Source organism: Bacteroides sp. QWL-09, from assembly GCF_058683585.1.
Map to the genome: position 1 here is coordinate 1,690,695 of NZ_CM178748.1, position 21,757 is coordinate 1,712,451.

The 21,757-nt window shown below is 41.7% G+C and carries 20 protein-coding genes and 1 tRNA gene; 14 read left to right on the forward strand and 7 right to left on the reverse strand.

The genetic code is table 11. The features are described from left to right. Position 1 precedes the first annotated feature (1 nt). The 3 genes from AC4PG5_RS06585 to AC4PG5_RS06595 all read right to left on the reverse strand — a co-directional run bounded on the left by AC4PG5_RS06585 (position 2) and on the right by AC4PG5_RS06595 (position 2,485). On the reverse strand, positions 2 to 793 hold the full coding sequence (locus AC4PG5_RS06585; protein ID WP_492030618.1) for a TIGR03915 family putative DNA repair protein: 792 nt from the start codon (positions 791 to 793) through the stop codon (positions 2 to 4). A 35-nt stretch (positions 794 to 828) separates the two neighbouring features. Further along, the gene (locus AC4PG5_RS06590) at positions 829 to 2,127 is read right to left on the reverse strand and encodes a putative DNA modification/repair radical SAM protein (RefSeq protein ID WP_492030619.1); all 1,299 of its coding nucleotides are present in this window, start codon (positions 2,125 to 2,127) and stop codon (positions 829 to 831) included. 181 nt (positions 2,128 to 2,308) lie between these two features. Then, positions 2,309 to 2,485, reverse strand: coding sequence for a histone H1 (locus AC4PG5_RS06595; RefSeq protein WP_492030620.1), 177 nt, complete (start codon positions 2,483 to 2,485; stop codon positions 2,309 to 2,311). A gap of 148 nt (positions 2,486 to 2,633) precedes the next feature. On the opposite strand from AC4PG5_RS06595, the gene AC4PG5_RS06600 reads away from it, so the two are divergent. From AC4PG5_RS06600 to AC4PG5_RS06610, 3 genes are all read left to right on the forward strand, one after another. Next, positions 2,634 to 3,278 carry an AlbA family DNA-binding domain-containing protein gene (locus tag AC4PG5_RS06600; protein WP_492030621.1) on the forward strand — a complete coding sequence of 215 codons (645 nt, stop codon included), beginning with the start codon at positions 2,634 to 2,636 and terminating at the stop codon, positions 3,276 to 3,278. 317 nt (positions 3,279 to 3,595) lie between these two features. Then, positions 3,596 to 4,228: a DUF8491 family protein gene (locus AC4PG5_RS06605; protein ID WP_492030622.1), complete on the forward strand. Its 633-nt coding sequence runs from the start codon at positions 3,596 to 3,598 to the stop codon at positions 4,226 to 4,228. Positions 4,229 to 4,368: 140 nt separating this feature from the next. Further along, on the forward strand, positions 4,369 to 6,468 hold the full coding sequence (locus AC4PG5_RS06610; RefSeq protein WP_492030623.1) for a KamA family radical SAM protein: 2,100 nt from the start codon (positions 4,369 to 4,371) through the stop codon (positions 6,466 to 6,468). Positions 6,469 to 6,564: 96 nt separating this feature from the next. On the opposite strand, the gene AC4PG5_RS06615 is transcribed toward AC4PG5_RS06610, so the two are convergent. After that, positions 6,565 to 7,878 carry a nucleobase:cation symporter-2 family protein gene (locus tag AC4PG5_RS06615; RefSeq protein ID WP_492030624.1) on the reverse strand — a complete coding sequence of 438 codons (1,314 nt, stop codon included), beginning with the start codon at positions 7,876 to 7,878 and terminating at the stop codon, positions 6,565 to 6,567. A gap of 1 nt (position 7,879) precedes the next feature. Continuing rightward, on the reverse strand, positions 7,880 to 8,587 hold the full coding sequence (locus AC4PG5_RS06620) for a nucleoside-specific channel-forming Tsx family protein (protein ID WP_492030625.1): 708 nt from the start codon (positions 8,585 to 8,587) through the stop codon (positions 7,880 to 7,882). Between the two features lie 123 nt (positions 8,588 to 8,710). On the opposite strand from AC4PG5_RS06620, the gene AC4PG5_RS06625 reads away from it, so the two are divergent. From AC4PG5_RS06625 to AC4PG5_RS06635, 3 genes are all read left to right on the forward strand, one after another. Then, positions 8,711 to 9,286: a uracil-DNA glycosylase family protein gene (locus AC4PG5_RS06625; RefSeq protein ID WP_492030626.1), complete on the forward strand. Its 576-nt coding sequence runs from the start codon at positions 8,711 to 8,713 to the stop codon at positions 9,284 to 9,286. A gap of 26 nt (positions 9,287 to 9,312) precedes the next feature. Beyond that, positions 9,313 to 9,669: an arsenate reductase family protein gene (locus AC4PG5_RS06630; RefSeq protein WP_492030627.1), complete on the forward strand. Its 357-nt coding sequence runs from the start codon at positions 9,313 to 9,315 to the stop codon at positions 9,667 to 9,669. 65 nt (positions 9,670 to 9,734) lie between these two features. Next, positions 9,735 to 9,807: transfer RNA gene (locus AC4PG5_RS06635), tRNA-Trp, on the forward strand. A 93-nt stretch (positions 9,808 to 9,900) separates the two neighbouring features. Here the strand turns inward: AC4PG5_RS06635 and AC4PG5_RS06640 are convergent. Beyond that, on the reverse strand, positions 9,901 to 10,467 hold the full coding sequence (locus tag AC4PG5_RS06640) for a 5'-methylthioadenosine/S-adenosylhomocysteine nucleosidase family protein (protein WP_492030628.1): 567 nt from the start codon (positions 10,465 to 10,467) through the stop codon (positions 9,901 to 9,903). 335 nt (positions 10,468 to 10,802) lie between these two features. Between AC4PG5_RS06640 and AC4PG5_RS06645 the strand changes: the two genes are divergently transcribed. From AC4PG5_RS06645 to AC4PG5_RS06660, 4 genes are all read left to right on the forward strand, one after another. After that, positions 10,803 to 11,096 (forward strand): coiled-coil domain-containing protein, encoded by a 294-nt coding sequence (locus AC4PG5_RS06645; protein ID WP_492030629.1) that lies wholly within the window; start codon positions 10,803 to 10,805, stop codon positions 11,094 to 11,096. A gap of 12 nt (positions 11,097 to 11,108) precedes the next feature. Then, positions 11,109 to 11,399, forward strand: coding sequence for a cell division protein ZapA (locus AC4PG5_RS06650; RefSeq protein WP_492030630.1), 291 nt, complete (start codon positions 11,109 to 11,111; stop codon positions 11,397 to 11,399). A gap of 123 nt (positions 11,400 to 11,522) precedes the next feature. Further along, positions 11,523 to 13,058, forward strand: a complete 1,536-nt coding sequence (gene rny, locus AC4PG5_RS06655; protein WP_492030631.1) for a ribonuclease Y — start codon at positions 11,523 to 11,525, stop codon at positions 13,056 to 13,058. 74 nt (positions 13,059 to 13,132) lie between these two features. Then, on the forward strand, positions 13,133 to 13,879 hold the full coding sequence (locus AC4PG5_RS06660; protein ID WP_492030632.1) for a copper homeostasis protein CutC: 747 nt from the start codon (positions 13,133 to 13,135) through the stop codon (positions 13,877 to 13,879). A gap of 658 nt (positions 13,880 to 14,537) precedes the next feature. Here the strand turns inward: AC4PG5_RS06660 and AC4PG5_RS06665 are convergent. Beyond that, entirely contained in the window at positions 14,538 to 14,753 is a 216-nt protein-coding gene (locus tag AC4PG5_RS06665; RefSeq protein WP_492030633.1) for a hypothetical protein, read from the reverse strand. Between the two features lie 235 nt (positions 14,754 to 14,988). On the opposite strand from AC4PG5_RS06665, the gene AC4PG5_RS06670 reads away from it, so the two are divergent. The 4 genes from AC4PG5_RS06670 (at position 14,989) to AC4PG5_RS06685 (ending at position 21,746) form a co-directional block, all read left to right on the forward strand. Next, positions 14,989 to 15,525 (forward strand): RNA polymerase sigma-70 factor, encoded by a 537-nt coding sequence (locus AC4PG5_RS06670; protein ID WP_492030634.1) that lies wholly within the window; start codon positions 14,989 to 14,991, stop codon positions 15,523 to 15,525. A 67-nt stretch (positions 15,526 to 15,592) separates the two neighbouring features. Further along, on the forward strand, positions 15,593 to 16,537 hold the full coding sequence (locus AC4PG5_RS06675; protein ID WP_492030635.1) for a FecR family protein: 945 nt from the start codon (positions 15,593 to 15,595) through the stop codon (positions 16,535 to 16,537). Between the two features lie 198 nt (positions 16,538 to 16,735). Beyond that, complete coding sequence (locus AC4PG5_RS06680; protein ID WP_492030636.1) at positions 16,736 to 20,125, forward strand: TonB-dependent receptor; 3,390 nt, start codon at positions 16,736 to 16,738, stop codon at positions 20,123 to 20,125. A gap of 10 nt (positions 20,126 to 20,135) precedes the next feature. Further along, the gene (locus AC4PG5_RS06685) at positions 20,136 to 21,746 is read left to right on the forward strand and encodes a RagB/SusD family nutrient uptake outer membrane protein (protein ID WP_492030637.1); all 1,611 of its coding nucleotides are present in this window, start codon (positions 20,136 to 20,138) and stop codon (positions 21,744 to 21,746) included. Positions 21,747 to 21,757: the final 11 nt, after the last annotated feature.

Below are 21,757 nucleotides of genomic sequence, written 5' to 3' on the forward strand. Positions count from 1 at the left end.
ACTACAATTGTTTCTCTGTGAGATACTTCCAATAGCGAACCGGCATATCTTGCCGATGTTTACGTGGATTCAAACGTTCTTTAATAGCAACTGATTTGAAATAAGTCTTCCATAACCTCTGAAAAAGCAATTCATCTTCATCCATCAGTGTTCGATCAAGCATCCCTGTAAGTAAATGCGACTCCCGACTATGATCGTCAAAACAGACCCGAACGACCGTCTTTAAATCATAATAGAAACCGTATCGCCTTTTCAAATCGTAGATCAACCATTTTTGATCAGCGAAACGATCTTTAAAATGTTCGATAGTCAACGGAAGTGCATTAAACTCAGGCTCAAATGCCGCGAAGAACGTACCGTCCACGGCCTTCTGGAACCTCACAAATTGCAATAAACGAATACGTTCAAAATCCACCTTCTTCCAGATTTGAGCCAATTCCAGGACATCCAGATCGGCGAAGTTTGTTTCTATCGACCGTTTTGAGTCGATAGCTTTACACATATATCGAAATAACAAATCGTTAATTCCAGATCGTTCGGAGAGCCAACTCTGAGCGATACATCCCAAGGCCGAAGGGGATAGCTTCTTTTGCAAGCCCCTCCATACACGCCCTGATTTCTCCTCATCTGTCATCACTCGATGCACCTCATCATAAAACAACGGTAGAGTATCTTCTTCAAAAAGAATAGAAGACGGGAATGTTTTCCGAGCATAAGCATCGAACACACAAGTTAACAGTCCTTCAAAAGTCCCATCAAAAGTAAAAACGATATAGCGATCTTCTTTATTCATCTTCATCGGTCGGTAAAAAAACAGAGTATGACTTACTAATCGGTGACAGAGGAATACGTATCAGATAATAAATCATCATAAAACGAAAACGTCAGTTGATTTTCATCCAAAGTCTTTTTGGGTTTTGGAACAAGTAATCCACGCACCCGTTGCGGACTCAACTCATGAATGGTTTGTGTAGGCAATTCCTGACAAGTAATAAAGTACTGTGCCTTTTTCATTACCGCCCCGATCTTCTTCAGTTGATAATATCCCAATTTTCCATATCGCCTAGAAGCAATAATCAAACGAGCAGACTTCACACCAATGCCCGGTATGCGAAGAATAGCCTCATAGTCGGCTCTATTAACATCCACAGGAAAAAACTCCGGATGTCGCAACGCCCAAGCAAGTTTAGGATCGACCTCCAGATCAAGATTAGGGTATGCCTCATCGACAATCTCGTCAACTTTAAAAGCGTAGAAACGCATCAACCAATCGGCTTGATATAAACGGTTCTCACGAACTAAAGGAGGTTGTTTCAAAGCCGGCAAACGTTTATCATAACTATTCACCGAAATATAACCCGAATAATAAACCCGCCTCATCGTTGGCCGATCATAAAGAGCTGATGAGAGTTTCAAAATTTCATGATCCGACTCAGGAGTTGCACCAACAATCATCTGGGTACTTTGTCCGGCAGGTGCAAAACGTGGAGCATAACGGAACCTCTGTCGTTCCTCTTTGCTCTCCAGAACCCCTTGCTGAATATAATGCATGGGAGCAAAAACACTCTGATGATCTTTCTCCGGAGCTAAAAATTTCAAACTCTCTTCGTTCGAAATTTCGACATTCACACTCAGTCGATCAGCATAGAGTCCCGCTTCATTTACTAATTCACGGCTTGCCCCCGGAATACTTTTAAGATGAATATAGCCATTAAACCGATGAACAGTACGCAAATCTTTTGCCACACGGACCAAACGTTCCATCGTATAATCAGGATTCCGTACTACCCCGGAACTCAAAAAGAGTCCTTCGATATAATTACGACGATAAAACTCAATCGTCAAATCAACCAATTCAGATACTGAGAATGTTGCCCTTGGAAGATCATTACTCCGACGATTAATGCAATAAGCACAATCGTAAATGCAATAATTGGTTAGCATGATTTTGAGCAACGAAATACATCGCCCATCCTCCGCAAAGCTATGACAGATTCCCCATCCTCCAACCGTGTTTCCCAAAGCACCTTTCGTATTGGCACGCCTTGTTCCACTAGAAGAGCACGATACATCATACTTTGCCGACTCAGCTAAAATCTTCAGTTTATTTAAGACCTTCTCATCCATCTTTTAGTCCCCGATATCTCCACTTGTTAAAGAGTGAACAATCGACAAAGATAAAAGGTTGTTTATAGACCGGCAACTTATTTCAATAAAAACAAGTTAACCACCTATTAATAAATGAATTAAAAAAGGCTACATCTGTATAATACAGATGCAGCCTTGATCTTTTCCAGAAATGGAATGCTTACTTTTTAGAAGCTTCCAAAGATTCTTTACGAAAAGCTTTCATTGCTTTTTCAATTTCCAATGAAGCTTTACGAGCACGAGTTCCTGCTGCTTTGTTTCCATTCTCTAATTGAGCGTTAGCATCTTTTGCAAAATCTGCATACAAAGCTGCTATTTGTTCTACCAATTCTTTCATAATCCTATTTATTACTTTCGTTAATAATGATGGGCAAAAATACATTCTTTCCTGAAATAAACGTATAAAAAGATTATTTTTTTTGGGACAAAGAATAAAAAAATAACAAAAAAAAGCCGTTTGCTAATTTTTATATAACTTTGTACACATGAAAGCTTTGAGTACGACAGACTATATACACGCATTAATCGCTGAGGGAGAGCATCAACAACAAGACTTCAAATTTGAAATTTCAGATACACGCAAAATAGCGAAAACACTATCTGCATTTGCCAATACAGAGGGCGGACGGTTGTTAATTGGAGTAAAAGACAATGGGAAAATAGCCGGCATCCGTTCGGAAGAAGAAATTTACATGATCGAAGCTGCCGCACAACTCTATTGCGTTCCTCAAGTTGAATACGAAGTTCAAAGTTATCACATTGAAGGTCGTCAGATCTTGATTGCCGACATAAAAGAGAGTCTTCATAAACCGGTTTATGCCAAAAACGAAGACGGGAAATTATTGGCTTACTTGCGAATCAAAGACGAAAATATTTTAGCCACAACTGTACATTTAAAGGTTTGGCAACAATCTGTTGCACCTACCGGTCAGTTTTTAAAATACACCGATAAAGAACACGCTTTACTGACCATTTTAGAAAACTCACCTTCACTGTCAATTAACCAATATAGCCGATTAACTAAACTCTCACGCCGAAGCATTGAGAACCTTTTAGCCAAATTTATACGCTTCAACATTGTAGAACCGTTGTATCGCGATCGAAAGTTCTATTTTCAACTCAAAAAATAGGAGATAACCCCGTGCCGATCGAATCAATCAACTCCAACGCACAAACGATCTCCCAACAAGCTTAAAATGACACATTGAAAGTTTAGAAGAAAGACAAAATCGGCTCTTCTATTATAAATTAATGTAGAAAAGGGAAATAGAATATTGGTGTAAACCAACAGAATTAGTACCTTTGTACAGTTTTGTTTGGTTCAAAGCCAAATAGGACTTAAATCAAACAGATTAATATTCAAAACCTATTGACAACCAAATGCTACTAACCAAAGAGACGATGGGGACAATAGAACATCATAACTCATAAACATTCTAAATTTATAATGGGATTATTTAGCAACTTATTTAAAAAGAAAGCCGATGACGGGACCAAAGTCGGCAATGTGGAAGACTTCACCTCCCTGACTAGAGTTTACTTCCAATCGTCAATTGCAGTCAACCTTGGCATAACGAATATCCGTTTCTTACCAGATGTAGCCAATTTCAAACGTCTATTCAAAGTTGCCACACAAAACGGTAAACTCGGATTGGCTGAAAAATCAGCTTCACGTAAAATGCTAATGCAAGATTATGGTTTAAGTGAAAGCTTCTTTAAAGAGATCGACCATTCGGTAAAGAGTAATTGCCGTCACCAAAATGACATACAGTCCTACTTATTTATGTACCAAGGATTCTCGAACGACTTAATGATGTTGATGGGTAATCTGATGCAATGGAAATTCCGTATGCCGTCTATCTTCAAAAAAGCATTATATGGAATGACTCAAAAGACCGTACACGACATCTGTACCAAAAATGTTTGGAAAGCCGATGATGTTCATAAAACAGCAATGGCTGTACGTCAATACAAAGAACGTTTGGGTTATTCAGAAGCTTGGATTACGGAATATGTCTATAATATCATTATGTTGGCAAAAAAGGAGCCAAAGTCTAAGAAGAATGACTCTGAAAAGTAAAATTGTCAGATTTTGAATGTTATTAAATAAAAAATAATCGTAAAGAATAGTACGATATGGTAAGCGGGGTTTGAAAAAACTCCGCTTTTTTATTATATTTATGCATATTTTAAGTTATTAACCCCAAAAACCAACTGCGTATGAAACAAAAGAAAATGCTTTCACTTACACCATCACAACTAAAACTCCTTTATCAACAAAACCACCCTGAGCTGATTAAGCTTGCTCTAGAAAGCTCCTCAGAGAATGAGTTCAAAAGCCAGCTTAACCACTACTTAAAGACTTCTGATATCGAAAATTGTGATGCAAGTGAGCAAATTCGAATTCTTATTGACAACGACGGTAGAGTCATTCATGAATTATCTACCGGAAAAGATATAAAAATTCAAACTATCAATCTACTTTATCACTTCTTAAAAGGAACATCCACTAACGCCGATGCCCCTACCGATTTATACCTTGATCTATACAAACAATTTGATCGATTAAATCATCCCCGCTTATCCCCACCTTCTTTAACTCAATTGAAGAGAAGTTACGATCGATGGAAAACCGGGCTCGATCCTGAAGTTAGAGAGATTCGTTTAGAGAATAAGGAACGTATGTTACATCTACTTATTCATCGCATTGAACACCGCAAATCAAAAACTCCTGCACGTTTTCAGTTTGAAGAAGGTCTCTCTTACGAACAAAAATACCATTTAGTCAGCGAATGGTGGAACGACTTTCGCTTCCAACTCTCCATGGCCATCAAAAGTCCAACAGAGTTAAATCGCCTGCTCGATCATTCTCTCTCTCCAGAAACCATGTTTCTGCTCACACGCGCCAAGAAAAAAGGAATGCCTTTCTTTGCAACTCCCTATTATCTATCCTTATTAAATATTAGAGGAAAAGGATATGACGACGAATCTATACGAAGTTATATCCTTTATTCGCCTGAGCTCGTACAGACCTATGGCGATATTCATGCTTGGGAGAAAGAAGACATTGTGGAAGCTGGAAAGCCCAATGCGGCAGGCTGGCTACTACCCGACGGTCATAACATCCACCGTCGTTATCCGGAAGTTGCCATTTTAATCCCCGACACCATGGGACGTGCCTGCGGAGGGTTATGTGCCTCTTGTCAACGCATGTACGATTTTCAAAGCGAACGGCTAAACTTTGAATTCGACAGCCTTCGCCCTAAAGAGAGCTGGGAACAAAAGTTACGCCGATTGATGACCTACTTTGAAGAGGATACGCAATTACGAGACATCCTTATCACGGGAGGAGATGCTTTAATGAGTCAGAACAAGACCTTAAAACATATCCTCGATGCTGTATATCGAATGGCGTTTCGCAAACAGAAGGCCAATGCCAAACGTCCGGATGAAGAGAAATATGCCGAATTACAACGCGTACGTTTAGGGTCGCGATTACTCGCTTACCTCCCCATGAGGATCAACGACGAGCTTATTGACATTCTAAGAGAATTCAAAGAAAAAGCATCAGCCGTCGGCATCAAGCAATTCGTCATTCAAACCCATTTCCAGACTCCATTGGAGGTTACTCCCGAAGCTAAAGAAGCTATCGGTAAAATTCTGTCGACCGGTTGGATCATTACCAATCAACTCGTTTACAATGTTGCCGCATCACGCAGAGGACACACAGCCAAGTTACGTCAAACGTTAAACCAGCTAGGCGTAGTCTGCTATTATACCTTCTCGGTCAAAGGTTTCAACGAGAACTATGCTGTCTTTACTCCAAACAGTCGTTCAATGCAAGAACAACTCGAAGAGAAGATCTATGGCGCTATGACCCAAGATCAAGCCGATGAGCTTTATCGCATCCTCGAGCAAGGTAAAGAAACTGCCGAAAACATTCGTCGGTTCATGAAAAAGCATCACTTGCCTTTCCTTGCCACTGACCGTAGCGTACTCAACCTACCGGCCATTGGGAAAAGTATGACCTTCCAATTAGTCGGCATGACCGAAGAAGGCAAACGCCTACTCAAGTTCGACCATGACGCCACACGTCGGCACAGTCCGATCATTGATCAGATGCGAGAAGTCTATATTGTTGAAAACAAATCGTTGGCAGCCTATCTGCGACAACTCTTCAACATGGGAGAAGATCCCGAAGACTATGCCACATTGTGGAACTACACCAAGGGAGAAACCGAACCGCGTTTCAGTTTATTCAACTATCCGCCATTCGATTTCGAACCGACCGAACGGATTAGTAATCTAGAAGTTGAATAACTCCCATCTCCAATAAAAAAGACGAGCAACCGAAAATAGTCAGTTGCTCGTCGCTTCAACCAATTTCTTCAATCGGTTTTTATCTTTTCAAATCGATCACTCTTTCACACGAATCACCATATTCGCAATGATTGCAGTCAATCCACCTGTAGTAATACCCGATGAGAAAATACTCTTAATGGCATCAGGCGCTTGACTCAGCACGTCAGGAATCAATTCCACGCCAAGACCAAGTGACAAGCTGACGGCCAATACCAGAGTCTCCTTACGGCCAATGTTCTGTGAAGCCACAATACGAATACCCGCAGCAGCCACCGTACCAAACATCAACAACGTTGCACCTCCAAGCACTGGATCAGGCATGACTGAGAACACCCCACCAACGATAGGGAACAATCCCAATAACACCAACATCACTGCAATATAGTAACCCACATAGCGACTCGCTACACCAGTCAGCTGAATGATACCATTGTTTTGTGCAAAAATAGAATTAGGGAACGAATTAAAGACACCAGCCAAGAACGAGTTAACTCCATCGGCCAATACGCCACCAGATACCCGCTTCAAGTATGGTTCACCCTCAATCGGCAATCCTGAAATCATAGAATTAGCCGTAACGTCACCCGTTGCCTCAATAGCTGTAATCATATAAACCAAGCCAATAGCAATGAACGACGACCAATTAAAATCTAGTCCATATTTAAAAGGCATAGGCACGTTGATACCTAAAAGCATTTCCGCATTAAGCGTATCCATGTTCACCTTACCCAAAGCATAAGCCAAACCATAGCCTAGGATAATACCAAGAACAATCGAACTCATGCGCAGATATTTATTTTTCGAACGATTAAAGAACAATACGCTCAACAAAACAACACCGGCAATCGACAGATTATCCCAAGTACCGAACGTACCGTTCTCCATAGCAACATAACCACCACCGCAAGCCACGATACCAACTTTGATCAGACTTAACCCGATCAACAACACAACAATACCAGAAACCAACGGAGTGATAATATTACGCATATATTTAAATGTCCGACTAATCACCATTTCAATAGGAGCAGCTGCCATACAGACCCCGAAGATCAAAGGCAAACCACCGAGCAACCCCGTTGCAATGATCGGACCAATAAACGAAAAGCTCGTGCCTTGAATACACAACAGACGAGCCCCTACCGGTCCCACCTTACGACATTGAATAAAAGTTGAGATTCCCGATGCAAACAACGCCATCGAAACCAGGAAACCGGTTTTCTCAACATCCAACTTCAACGCTCCGGCAATAATTAACGGAGGAGTAATAATCGCAACAAAAATAGCCAACAAATGTTGTAATGCGGCAAAAAACGCATCTTTAAAGGGTGGGCGTTCTTCAACGCCATAGATCAAATCCGTCTTCATCTTAGTTCAACGTCCATTTTAAAGCAAGAGTAGGAATAGCATAAAATCCTTTACGACCGCCAAAGTTATGACTCAACTCCACTTCCGATCCTACACTTAAATTAAACTTCTCGTTTACTCCTTTAATACGATTCAAATTCACCCAGAACTGAGGTTCCGACAAGAACTGCATAGTTGTGTTCGGTGTCTTTTCGCGCCAGAAATCAGCGAATCCAGAGAACGTCAACAGATTATCGCACATATTCATATACCAAGTACCAGTCAGCTGAAAGTTATTAGGTGACGAATTCTTCTGGATATACTTATACATAGCCGAAAGAGAAAATCCACGAGAGAAAGAGGCATTGTTATAAGTGTATGTCATACCGGCAAGGTAGGCATTATTAATAGAAAAACCTTTCACTACTCCACCGTTGTATTCGATATGAGCCGAGAAAGGTCCCTTCCAGAACTTCAATTCACGAGCAATTTCCCAATAAGCCGATTGTACCCCTTCAGAAGCATAATCCATATCCACGAAGAAGAATGTACTACCCCATTGGTCCGGTTGGAACTTTTCAACAGTTGAAGTCATCAAAGGACGTGCTTTCATATCATTGCTGTAAAGCGAGCGTCCGAAGTCGTAATGCAATTGAATGTTTTGTGCAGACACAGACACAGAAGAAAACACACAAAAAGTAACTAGAATAGCAAAAAGAAGTTTTTTCATATGATATACTTTTTAAAATAAAGTGCAAAAATAGTTAAAAAAGCAGAGACTTAACATGCAAAAAACAAAATATTTTCGTTAGATAAAACACAAAAAGATATTTTTGAAATTTAAAGACTCATAATGATTATAGAAAATCACCCTTTATCCCCTTTCCTACCGGACGGAACCCGTTTATTAATGCTCGGTAGTTTTCCACCACCTCGCAAACGGTGGTCGATGGAATTTTATTATCCCAATCTAAATAACGACATGTGGCGCATCATGGGACATCTCTTCTTTGAAGACAAGAACCATTTCCTCACAGCCGACCGTAAAGCATTTTGCAAAGAAAGCATCACCACCTTTCTTAAAGAGAAACATATTGCCCTCTTCGATACCGGAAGTCAGGTTTGTCGCTTGCAAGACAATGCCTCCGACAAGTTTTTGGACATCATAACACCAACCGACATTCAACAATTGCTGAAGCAATTACCCGAATGCCAAGCCATCGTCACTACAGGACAAAAAGCGACCGACACCCTTAGACAACAGATCGATGTTGCCGATCCGGCTGTGGGACACTATGCCGATTTTCGGTTCATCGACCGCCCGATGCGGCTCTACCGGATGCCTTCCTCTTCACGGGCCTATCCATTGGCTCTTGAGCAAAAAGCCTCTCATTACCGAACGCTATTTGAAGATCTACATCTCTTATAATAATCATATATAAAAATAAAAGTAAGATGAAGCAACCTCTATTTATTCACTATCCGGCTTGTAGCACTTGCCAGAAAGCCAAAAAATGGTTAGAAACCCACCAGATTGAGTTCACTAGTCGCCACATTGTAGACGATAATCCCACAGAAGACGAGCTTAAACGTTGGATATCAATAAGTAAACTTCCGATAAAGAAATTTTTCAACACTAGCGGTTTAGTTTATAAAGAACTGAACCTCAAGGACAAGCTCCCTCAGTTAAGTGAAAACGAACAGATCGCTCTATTGGCATCGAACGGAAAGCTCGTCAAGCGCCCAATTGTAGTCACCGAGACCGCTGTATGGGTCGGTTTTAAACCTGCAGAATGGGAAAACATAAAATAATTAGCGACTAATTTAACAAACCTCTTGGAGATTCAGAATATTATACTACCTTTGCAACCGCAAACACGGGAGTAGCTCAGTTGGTAGAGCACCGGTCTCCAAAACCGGGTGTCGGGAGTTCGAGCCTCTCCTCCCGTGCAAACAAAAATAATCCCTGCTGATTTTTCAGCAGGGATTATTTTTTTCATGTTCCCTTCTCAAGTTCTAGGATCCAAATTTAGACTTCCGACATCAGAGCCCCTTCAATGTTTCATTAAAGAAAGCCGCAAGTCCCACGCGAGCATCCGCCAATTTATCTTCCCAATGCTTGACCGAATTCTGACCGATAATATCAGTCACATACTTCACCGACACAAAAGGTACCCCTTTCGACCGACAAACAAAAGCCTGCGCATAAGCCTCCATATCGATCACATCACCCGAAACATGTTCCAATTCCGTCAAAAATCCGTCCCCGGTATTACAACATCCCGACTTATTCCAGTCCAGTGCATATCCTTTCTCCGCCAAAAGCGCAGAAGCATCGATCTCGCATTCCAAACCAAAGTCCGAAAGTTTCTGCATATCACGATCCACGAACGTCGAGCACACAAACATCTCACCAACCCGGTGATTCACCGTACCAGCCGTTCCAAAGTTCAATACCAAATCAGGCTGTATCTGATTCATCGCTTCACTTAAATGAAAAGCCGATTTCACTTTACCTATGCCCGTGCGTACATAATATAATTCCACATCCGGCCACTTAATTTCTACCAGTTCTTCCTGAACGGCATACGTTACTAAAATCTTTACCATTGTTTTATTCCATAAAATGATCACTAAAAAGACCAACAGCAAAAATAAGCAAAATCGGATAACAATCAGAATGAAGTCACCACTTTTCATCGTACCCCACCCGCATTCCCGACTTTCCACGCCCCTCTCCTACATCATTTTCAGGAGCTCAACGCCGTCTAGCATAAAGACATCAGCAAACGATTTAAAAATTACGATCTATCGGTGAATAGGCTTTTTCTTTTTCAGTTTCACATCGAACCCAATTAAAATTTGGCAAAAACCAGTAATTTCTATAGAAAAGTTTTTGTAATATCAGAGTTAATTGTATTTTTGTGTAGAATTTTGGTGTAATAATGACAGAAGAAGACAAACAGTTATTAAGTACCTTTGAAGCCAGGCTTCGGCATTTGATCTATTTGCATGATGAACTAAAGCGTGAAAACGCCAAATTAATCGACCTTCTACATGCAGAGCAAGAGAACGTTTCAAAGTTACAAGCTGAATACAACACTTTGGAAATAAATTACGCCAATTTGAAATCAGCTTCGGCAATCAGTCTCAACAACGGCGACGTTAAGGAGACCAAACAGCGATTGTCAAAACTAGTGCGTGAGGTCGATAAATGCATCGCTTTATTAAGTGAATAAATAAGAAGATGTATGAACGATACAATAAAAATAAACCTAAAAATTGGAGACGCCAATTACCCTCTGACTATTCAACTTAAAGAAGAACAGATCATCAGAGAGGCAGCTAAACAGGTTGATATAAGGCTAAATAAATACCGGGAATGTTATCCAAACGTCAGTCCGGAAAAGATTATGGCCATGGTCGCTTACCAGTTTTCATTAGAAAAGCTACAGTTAGCCGATCGGAATGACACACTTCCGTACACGACCAAATTAAAAGAATTAACGGAAACGCTTGAAGAATATTTCAGAAACGAATAAGAAATCGAAGCAAGCCTAACCCGATAAAACAAGAAAAACTCCACGCACTACTAACTATTCGGAATAGATCCTCCGAATGATTGGTGGTGCGTTTTATTTATATTTAAATTAAAATAATGTGAAATGATAGCAATTATAACCACATCCGTTGCTTGCTTCCTCGTCGGAGGAACGCTATCGTACCTCTTCTTCAAGTACGGACTGAAGAATAAATACGATAACATTCTGAGAGAAGCCGAAGTTGAAGCCGAAGTTATCAAGAAGAACAAGCTTCTGGAAGTAAAGGAGAAGTTCTTGAACAAGAAAGCCGATTTGGAAAAAGAGGTTTCCATCAGAAACCAGAAGATTCAACAAGCCGAGAATAAGCTTAAACAGCGTGAAATGGTGCTTAACCAACGCCAAGAAGAAATTCAGCGCAAGAAGCTAGAAGCCGAAGCTGTAAAAGAGAATCTAGAAAACCAATTAGTGGTGATCGACAAAAAGAAAGAAGAACTTGACAAGCTTCAACAACAAGGCATCGAAAAGCTAGAAGCCATTTCCGGACTATCGGCCGAAGATGCTAAAGAACGCTTAGTCGAGTCGTTGAAAGGTGAAGCTCAATCGCAGGCTCAATCCTATATTAACGACATTGTAGACGACGCAAAACTTACAGCCAACAAAGAAGCTAAACGTATTGTGATCCAAACCATCCAACGCGTAGCAACAGAAACAGCCATTGAAAACTCAGTAACCGTATTCCATATCGAATCGGATGAAATCAAAGGTCGTATCATCGGACGTGAAGGTCGTAACATCCGCGCTTTGGAAGCTGCTACCGGTGTAGAAATCGTAGTAGACGATACTCCGGAAGCTATCGTGCTTTCAGCTTTCGACCCCGTAAGACGTGAGATTGCTCGCTTAGCTCTGCACCAATTGGTTACCGACGGACGTATTCACCCGGCTCGTATCGAAGAAGTGGTGGCTAAAGTACGTAAACAAGTAGAAGAAGAAATTATCGAGACAGGTAAACGTACCACAATCGACTTAGGCATACACGGCTTGCATCCGGAATTGATCCGTATCATCGGTAAGATGAAATACCGTTCATCATACGGACAGAACTTGTTGCAACATGCTCGTGAGACAGCCAACCTTTGTGCTGTTATGGCTTCAGAGCTTGGATTAAATCCTAAGAAAGCAAAACGCGCCGGCCTTCTCCACGATATTGGTAAAGTGCCCGATGAAGAACCGGAATTGCCACATGCTATGTTAGGTATGAAGCTTGCCGAGAAGTATAAAGAGAAAGCCGACATCTGCAATGCGATCGGTGCTCACCACGACGAAGTAGAGATGACCAGCTTATTGGCTCCTATCGTTCAAGTGTGCGATGCCATCTCAGGTGCTCGTCCAGGTGCTCGTCGTGAGATTGTAGAAGCCTACATCAAACGTCTGAACGACCTCGAACAATTGGCCATGTCTTATCCGGGTGTAACGAAGACTTATGCGATCCAAGCCGGTCGTGAACTTCGTGTCATTGTTGGTGCCGACAAGATCGACGATAAGGCAACTGAAAACCTATCGACCGAGATTGCAAAGAAGATCCAAGACGAGATGACCTATCCGGGACAAGTAAAGATCACTGTGATCCGCGAGACCCGTGCAGTAAGTTTTGCAAAATAACAGAATCAGAATACAAATTAAGAAGGGCGAATCATTTCGCCCTTTTTTAGTCTAACCCTCAACCCTTTTTAGCCATGGAACACTATCAGTTTGAGATTTGCGCCAATTCGGTAGAAAGCTGTTTGGCTGCACAAGAAGGAGGAGCCAATCGTGTAGAGCTCTGCGCCGGCATTCCTGAAGGCGGAACAACCCCTTCATGCGGCGAGGTTTGTGTTGCTCGCGAACTCCTCACCACCACTCGCCTACACGTCATCATCCGTCCCCGCGGAGGCGATTTTCTATATACCCCTATTGAGATCCGCACCATGTTGAAAGACATCGAAATGATGAAACAGATTGGGGTCGACGGTGTGGTTTTCGGTTGCCTCACCCCTTCCGGTGAGATCGATCTCCCCCTTATGAATAAGTTGATGAAAGCCTCACAAGGCCTATCAGTCACCTTTCACCGCGCCTTCGATGTTTGTAAAGATCCCAAAGTGGCGTTGGAGCAAATAATCGACTTGGGGTGTAACCGCATTCTCACCTCCGGGCAACAAGCAAATGCCCTCAAAGGCATTCCGTTGCTAAAAGCTCTTCAAGAACAAGCCAATGGACGCATCAACCTCATGGCCGGTTGCGGAGTCAATCAAGCCAATATTTCCAAGATTGCCCAAGAAGCTGATATACAAGAGTTCCATTTTTCCGCCAGAGAAACCCTAAAAAGCGGAATGAAATATAAAAACGAAGCCGTATCGATGGGAGGTGTCGTTCAAATCGACGAATATAAGCGACAAGTCACCACAGTCAAGCAAGTGAGAACCATCATAGAAGCCTTACGGTAACTTGAAAATATCGCATTAAAGGCTAAAGACTCAATATCCTCCCAAGACGATCTCAATCTTCTCAGACACAGATGGTCTTGGGGGTTTATGTATCAGATGCCCACCTAACTTCAAAAAAGTCTCTAATCACTAAAAAACAAGACAAAGCTAGCATCGTCGAGCAGACCAGCCGACCGGTCAAACCGATAATTATCAAGAAAGCCTCGATCATATATTCTTCAGACGATTTAGTCTATCTTTTTAGGACTGTAGAACCACAAGAGTCTACTAATCCAGAAATAAAAAGGAAATAATGTTTATAGTTAGCCACAAAACCTCACTCACAAGAAGCACAACAAAGCATCCTAACTAATTCCCAATAGGTGATGACAGCAGTTTCGAACGGACAAAAATAAAGTTTCAAATAGACAAAAACAGAGTTTCAAACTTAGAAAAAGAAATTACAACCGTAGAAACTAAAAGTTCCAATAAATGAAACCGAAAGTTTCACCTAATGGAACTAGGAGTTTATCCTTTAGAGCTCAAAGTGTTCTCGCAAGAGAATAAAAGAGCCCCCATAGAAACTCAAGCAAGATCCACTAAGAAAATCATTTATCTATACACCAAACGCTTTTATCCGATACCATTAGAAAAAAGAGAAGCAAGAGATCGGGAAAGTTTAGAGAGAGAAAGACAGCCTAGACAAATAGAGATAAAAAAAAGAAGGCAGAGCCTTTTTATACTCTGCCTTACTACGCTTACGGTCATAGACTTTCTTCGATTGGTGTACCCTGCAAAAATTAACAGGACGCGTGTGTTGTTCGATCTCTGCCTCGCGACTAGCTTTGCGATTGGCTTTGATGTAATCACGCTGAGTCATCTTTTTTGTTTTCATATCGTTTACATCATTTTTACGGATACAAAGATAATCAATGCTAAGACGACTCGCTGTCCCGTTTCGCAAAAAAACAGAAGATTTATTAATAGTTTGCAATATTTCAATATCTTTGCCTCAGTCTAATCGCACGGCAGGACTATTCACGACCCTTCCGAGCCGATGAATAAACACGACGACAGCAGTCAGAAATTAAAGTTAAAACAAATTTAGGGGATTACTACGATCTAATGCAATGTTAAATCTCAATACGATTTATTCCACATATTATAGAAAATCATTTTTGTTCGTCAAGTCGTACGTGCAGAATGATCAGTTGGCCGAAGATATTGTGTCTGAAGCCATCATCTCCTTATGGGAAAAATCGAAAGAGACTAGTCTAGAAGTACCCGAAGCGTATCTGATGACCTGTCTTAGAAACCGAGCACTCAACCATTTGAGACAACAGCAATATCAAACTGAGACCTTGGCAATGATCTCCAAAGAAGCGCAAATCGAGCTCAATAGTCGAATCAGCTCGTTGGAAGCTTGCGACCCACAGGAACTCCTATCGAAAGAGTTATGGGAACGTCTAAACATGATCTTAGCCAACTTGCCCGAACGCACACGACTCATCTTCGAATTAAGTCGCTTCCAGGACAAAACATATGACGACATCGCTGCCGAACTCAATATTAGTGTTAAAGGAGTAGAATACCATATCTCCAAGGCACTGAAGGCTTTACGAGATAATCTAAAAGATTATTATTACCTTCTTATTTTTTTCTTATAAAAATAAGCAGTTGGCACTAGGGGGGAAGAGACGAGAGGTGTCTTATCGTCAGAAAGACCTCTTAAACATGAAGAACGAACTACTAGAAAAATATATCAAAGGAGAAACCTCTCCATCTGAAAATGAGTTAATCGGCCAATGGCTTAGCGAAGATGCCAACCGGGTCAAGGAACTGACCACCATGCGCCGCTTCTATGAAACAATGCTGTGGCAACAGCCGCAAGAAGAGCCGCGTCGTCTATCGCCCCCAATCAAACACCGATCCATCTATCATCATCCGGCATTGAAAGTCGCCGCCATCATTATCGTCCTGTTGACGGTCGGCAATCTATTCTTGCTCAACAAGCAACAGTCTTCATCTACAGTCGCAATGCAAACCCTCTATGTCCCGGCAGGACAACGGGCCCAGATCACGCTTGCCGACGGAACCAAAGTCTGGCTCAATGCCCTATCGACTCTAACTTTCCCGACAACGTTCAATAGTCGCACGCGCGATGTTGAACTTTCCGGTGAAGGCTTCTTCGACGTCACCTCAAATAAGCACCATCCTTTTATTGTGCATACCCAGAAACATAACATCAGGGTACTGGGCACAAAGTTCAATGTATCATCGTACCGACAAACCAATTACTTTGAGACCTCATTACTGGAAGGATGTGTAGAGATCCTCGATTCGGCACAAACCTTACAGACCGTGTTAAAGCCGGGTACCAAAGTGATTGCTTATCATAATGGCCAACTTAAGAAATCGGCAATAAGCAATTATGATTATTACCTTTGGAAAGACGGGCTGATTTGTTTCGATGAGATCTCGGTCGATAAACTCTTTACGAAACTCGAGCTATACTACGATATTCAGATTGTTGTGCAGAAAAAATCGATCGTCAACAAGACCTTTAGCGGTAAGCTTAGAGTGTGCGACGGAGTCAATCATGCTTTAGAAGTAATCAGAACACATACCCCATTTGATTATACCAGAGATGAAGAAAAGAATGTGATCATCATCAAATAGACTTTTCATCACCTTGGTTATCAGACGGACGAATAAACTTAAATCGAATATTAATCTTAAATCACAATCATGGAAAACAGCACATAGCCCCACAAAAAAAAGACCAAAGAATGCGCCCACATCCTTTGATCTCATTTACTTATCCTAGATATTCAATCTAGACAAACCTTAGTTCTAACACTAATACTAAACAAATGTATGAATAAAAAGTTATATAGGGATTTCAACACCCCTAAATTTGTGCCATCAAAACGTTTATTACGTATTTTTAAAATTACAAATCTTTTTTTACTGCTCTTTACACTCAACATTTATGCACTAGGCATAAAAGCTCAAACCAAAACAGTTACGATCAAACAGGAAGTGCTCACAATCTCTCAAGTAATAAAGGAGGTCGAGAAGCAAACGGAGTTCTTGTTTATCTACAGCAAGCAAGATGTCGACTTGAACCGTAAAGTAAAACTACACGCACATGAAGTATCGGTCAGCGCACTACTTCAAGAAGCTTTCGAGCAGTCGGGGCTGACTTATGAAGTAAAGGATGTGAATATTGTGCTGAAGAGAAAGAGCCAAATCGCTATGACAAACCATGATCAACAACAGAAAACAAGATCGCTCACGGGAGTCATTAAAGATAGCAACGGGGAACCAATCATCGGTGCATCGGTCATCGAGGTAGGGACAACCAACGGCACCGTATCCGACTTGAATGGTAAATTCACCTTATCATCGGTCAGAGGAAATGAGATTCAACTCTCATTTATTGGTTATATCACTCAAACGGTCAAGATTGGTAACAAAACTCAATTCAACCTGATCTTAAAAGAGGATACGCAAACGCTTAATGAAGTGGTCGTTGTCGGATTTGGCACGCAAAAGAAAGTAAACCTCACCGGATCGGTAGAGACAGTGGATAGCAAAACCCTCGAGAATCGTCCGATCAGGAGTGCAACGGATGCGCTACAAGGAGCCGTGTCAGGTATTACCATTCAATCGGGATCGGGACAGCCGGGTGAATTCTCGTCTTTAAAGATCCGTGGAAACACGTCGATCAATAGTGGTGGCGCTCTTGTCATCATCGACGGGCTTCCGGGTGATATCAACCATGTCGCGCCACAAGACATTGAGACGATCTCGGTATTAAAAGATGCTGCATCGGCAGCGATCTATGGTGCAAGGGCAGCCGAAGGTGTGGTCTTGATCACGACCAAACAAGGAAAATCGGAAAAACCCAGAATAGAATATAATGGCAACTTTTCGTTCAACACTCCTACCCGATTACCCAAAAGCAACGATGCTTACAGTCACGCTCTTTTATCGAATGAGGCGTTTACTAATGCCGGACTGGCGACTAACTTTTCTCAAGAAGCTCTAGAAGCAATCAAAGATCCGTCGGTTGTGGCATTACCCAAGGGCAACGACTTTATCTATACGGCAAATAACGACTGGATCGACTTGATGATGGATCATAGCTTCCAACAGAACCACAACTTATCAGTATCGAAGGCTTCGGACAACCTAAACTATCTCTTCTCGACCAGTTGGCTCGATCAGGACGGTATGTTCTCCGAATACGGACCGGACAACTTCGATCGTATCAACTTCTTGTCGAACGTCGGAGTAGACATCATTAAAAACAAACTGACCTTCAACAGTAAAGTAAACTATGTGAGTACGAATAAGAAATATCATCCACAATTCGGAGGATGGTCTATTCCTTATATAACCTTTATCCAAGCAGGCCCTAACATGCCAGTTTATGATTACAACGGAAATTACGCTCGTTACAGAATGCAGGGTAATCCGATACAAGCCATGAGTGAAGGCGGAGAAGGAGTCTTTAAGCAACAAAAGATAGAGGGAATCTTCTCATTGTCTTATAAGCCATTAAAGGGTTTGTTGCTCAAAGCAACTGGAGGAGCAATCATCCGTAATAATCAGACTAAAGAGTTCAGACGTAAATATGGGAAATATGGTCCGAACGGACTGATCTCAATGGGAGCCGGACAATACGGACCGAACAATATTATTCAAGAGAGCTCGAACAGCCAATACCTCACCGGACAATTCTTGGCCGAATATAATACGGTGATCAACACGGTTCACGATCTAAAGATTTTAGGAGGATGTTCTGTGGAGGAGAATAAATATGAGGATTTATCGGCTAAACGTACCGACATCGTCGGCAACTTATTACCGGCACTGAAACTCGGGTCTACCGACGGATGGTCTAACAATGCGGATGAGAATGAATGGGCTTTAGCCTCAGGATTTATGCGAGTGAACTATGCGTATGCTTCAAAATATTTGTTCGAGGCCAACTTCCGTGCCGACGGTTCTTCACGCTTCTCTAAGAAAAACCGTTGGGGAATATTCCCATCTGCTTCTATCGGATGGCGAATCTCGGAAGAGGCATTCATGAAACATCAAAAGGTCTTTTCTAATCTGAAATTACGCTTATCATGGGGTGAGCTGGGAAACCAGAACGGCTTAGGTCTTTATGATCATATTGCACAATATACGGTCGGTGGGTACTATCCGTTTGCTTCAGGTCTAGGACAATGGGCTGTCAATGGGACACTCCCTTCGGAAGAACGAACTTGGGAAACCGTCGTGATGAGAAATGTGGCTATCGACATGGGATTCCTAAACAACCGATTGTCGGTGACCGGTGAATATTTCATCAAGAAGAATAAAGATATGTTGGTCAACATCGAGGTGCCGAGTGTCATCGGAATCAATGTCCCAACAGGCAACTACGGAGAGTTGGAAGTCAAAGGTTGGGAAGTTTCGATCGGTTGGAAAGATCAAATTAAAGATTTCTCGTACGGTGTAAACTTCAACTTGTCCGATCAAAAAGACAAACTGGTTGACTATGGCGTGAAATATAATGGATTCACACAGGGAATCAATCAGAAAATACAAGGTTACTCGTTGGGAGCAATCTTTGGTTATGAAACCGACGGTTATTTCCAAACCGCAGAAGAAGTCAGCCAGTCGGCCGTTTACAACAAAGCAATCACCGGCCCGGGCGATATCAAATACATCGATCAAGATAAAGACGGAAAGATCTCTGCACCAAACGATTTGAAATATTTAGGTACGACTATGCCACGTTACATCTTCGGTATGAATCTCAATGCCGAATGGAAAGGGTTCGATTTCAGTCTCGCATTGCAAGGAGTAGGAAAACGTAATTTCTACATCAATCAAGAGATCATGGCTCCATTCTCGGTCACTTGGGGTAACTTCTCTTATACGATGCATAACGATTATTGGACACCTGAGAATCCGAATGCTTCGCTTCCAAGACATTATGCCGGTGCCGGACACAATTATCAGACCTCCGATCATTGGTTACAAAATGCAGCTTATGTCCGACTCAAAAACTTACAGGTTGGTTATACACTACCTAAGAGTTTGATCAACAAGCTGGGCATCACTCGCTGTCGTCTCTACTTCAGTGGAGATAATCTAGCAGAACTCAGTCAGTTAAATAAAAATTTCGATCCGGAGCTGACCACCACAAGTGGCGTGATGTATCCTATCATGAGAAGTTTTTCATTTGGTTTAAACCTTGCATTTTAATTAAAGAACTATGAAACTACGTACATTAATATATTTATTTGCCTTGCTCACCATGACAAGTTGCAATGATTTCTTGGATAGAGAACCAAAGACGTCTCTATCACCTGGAAGTTTTTGGAAAACAGAAAACGATCTGCGCTTAGCTTTAAATACTTTATATCAGAATATGAACCGTCCATATTCTTTGGACAATCAAAGTATCGATTGTTTCGCGAATACAGGCAATAACGTAAGTTCGGGCACACACACTCCGGGCAATACCGACGACATTTGGACCAAAGCTTACGATGAGATTCGGATCGTCAATAATTTCCTCGAGAACTACGAGCAAGCGGAAGTCAGCGATAACATTAAAAACCGATATGCAGGAGAAGCCCGTTTCTTTAGGGCTTATTTCTACTTTAACTTGATTAAACGCTTTGGAGATGTGCCTTATATCTTGCACACGCTCGGCTTGAGTTCGGAGGAATTAAAGGGAAATAGGGTTGATAAAAAGGTCATCCTAGATGGTATTCTCGACGATTTAAAGTTTGCGGAAGAACACATTCCTCTGAAAAGTCAAATGACTCAGGATGTGGGACGCATCACTAAAGGAGCCGCTCAAGCCTTGATGGGACGCATTGCTTTATATTATGGAACTTATTACAAGTTTCATGGGGGAACCGACCACAAGCCCTATTTGAATATAGCCAAGGAAGCTTGCAAACGATTGATCGACAGCCGAGAGTATAGTTTATATGCCAATTACCGAAACCTATTTTTAGCTCCGGGAGAAGATTCGAATGAGCATATCCTATCGTATAGATATTCCGACGAAGCTAATACTTATAACGGTAGAATCAGAGCTACAATTGTCGATTTCGTTCACGAGCCGACGAAACACCTGGCCGACGCATTCCTTTGTAAAGACGGATTGCCAATCGGTAAATCGACTTATTCAACCACCTACCTACCTTTAGGACAAGAGTTTGAGAATAGAGACCCACGTATGGCACTAACCATTTGGAAACCGGGAGACAGCTTTAGAGGAGCACCTTTCGTCCCTAACTTATCCAACCAGACCAGAACGGGATATATGTTTAAGAAGTATGGCGATGAAGATGCCTTCACAAATATGAAATCGACAATTGACGAAATTCTAATTCGCTATGCAGAGGTCTTGGTAACTTACGCCGAAGCGGTTTATGAGATCGATGAAACCATCTCGGATGAGGATTTAAACCTTTCGATCAATACCTTAAGAAAACGGTTCGAAGGTGATCCTAATCAGTTGCCCGACTTGACCAATAGCTTTGTCGACCAACATCAATTAAGTCTGCGCGAAGAGATCAGAAGAGAACGAAGAGTCGAATTATGCGGCGAATCGTTCCGATACGATGATCTTATCCGTTGGAAAACGGCCGAGACCGAATTGCCTCAGACCATCTTAGGAGCTAAATTTGATGCTACGGCCTATCCTAGTATTATTCCCGGAAAGGATATTAATCTGACAGAAGACGGATTTATTCTTGTACAAAAGGGAGAAAGTCGTACCTTTGAATCGAACAAGCATTATCTATTTCCGTTACCTTTACGAGAGATATCGCTAAATGATAATCTAACACAAAACCCTAATTGGTAAAACACATGAAT